This is a genomic window from Escherichia sp. WS338, assembly GCF_046486405.1.
Lineage (GTDB): Bacteria > Pseudomonadota > Gammaproteobacteria > Enterobacterales > Enterobacteriaceae > Escherichia > Escherichia coli.
This window is the reverse complement of the sequence record NZ_JBJQLL010000114.1, coordinates 1-532: the sequence shown is the minus strand read 5'-3', so window position 1 is coordinate 532 and position 532 is coordinate 1. Positions and strand designations below refer to the sequence as shown.

The following is a 532-nucleotide window of genomic DNA, read 5'->3' as shown; positions in this document are numbered from 1 at the left end:
ACAACCCGAAGATGTTTCACTTCAGAGTTGCGAAAATTTGAGAGACTCACGAACAACTTTCGTTGTTCAGTGTTTCAATTTTCAGCTTGATCCAGATTTTTAAAGAGCAAAACTTCGCAGTGAACCTTTGCAGGTACACTCTGAAGTATTTTTTATTTAATCACTACAGAGATGGTGGAGCTATGCGGGATCGAACCGCAGACCTCCTGCGTGCAAAGCAGGCGCTCTCCCAGCTGAGCTATAGCCCCATAACATGTAGTTAAAACCTCTTCAAATTTGCGGTGCAAATTTGGTAGGCCTGAGTGGACTTGAACCACCGACCTCACCCTTATCAGGGGTGCGCTCTAACCACCTGAGCTACAAGCCTGTAGAGGTTTTACTGCTCATTTTCATCAGACAATCTGTGTGAGCACTGCAAAGAACGCTTCTTTAAGGTAAGGAGGTGATCCAACCGCAGGTTCCCCTACGGTTACCTTGTTACGACTTCACCCCAGTCATGAATCACAAAGTGGTAAGCGCCCTCCCGAAGGTT

At 46.4% G+C, this 532-nt stretch carries 2 tRNA genes and 1 rRNA gene; all 3 read right to left on the bottom strand.

Features of this window, described 5'->3' with window-relative positions:
* Positions 1–172 precede the first annotated feature (172 nt).
* Positions 173–248: transfer RNA gene (locus tag ACJHWT_RS25515), tRNA-Ala, on the bottom strand.
* 42 nt (positions 249–290) lie between these two features.
* Positions 291–367 (bottom strand) — tRNA-Ile (locus tag ACJHWT_RS25510).
* Positions 368–435: 68 nt separating this feature from the next.
* Positions 436–532 (bottom strand): 16S ribosomal RNA (locus ACJHWT_RS25505); the annotation flags it as partial.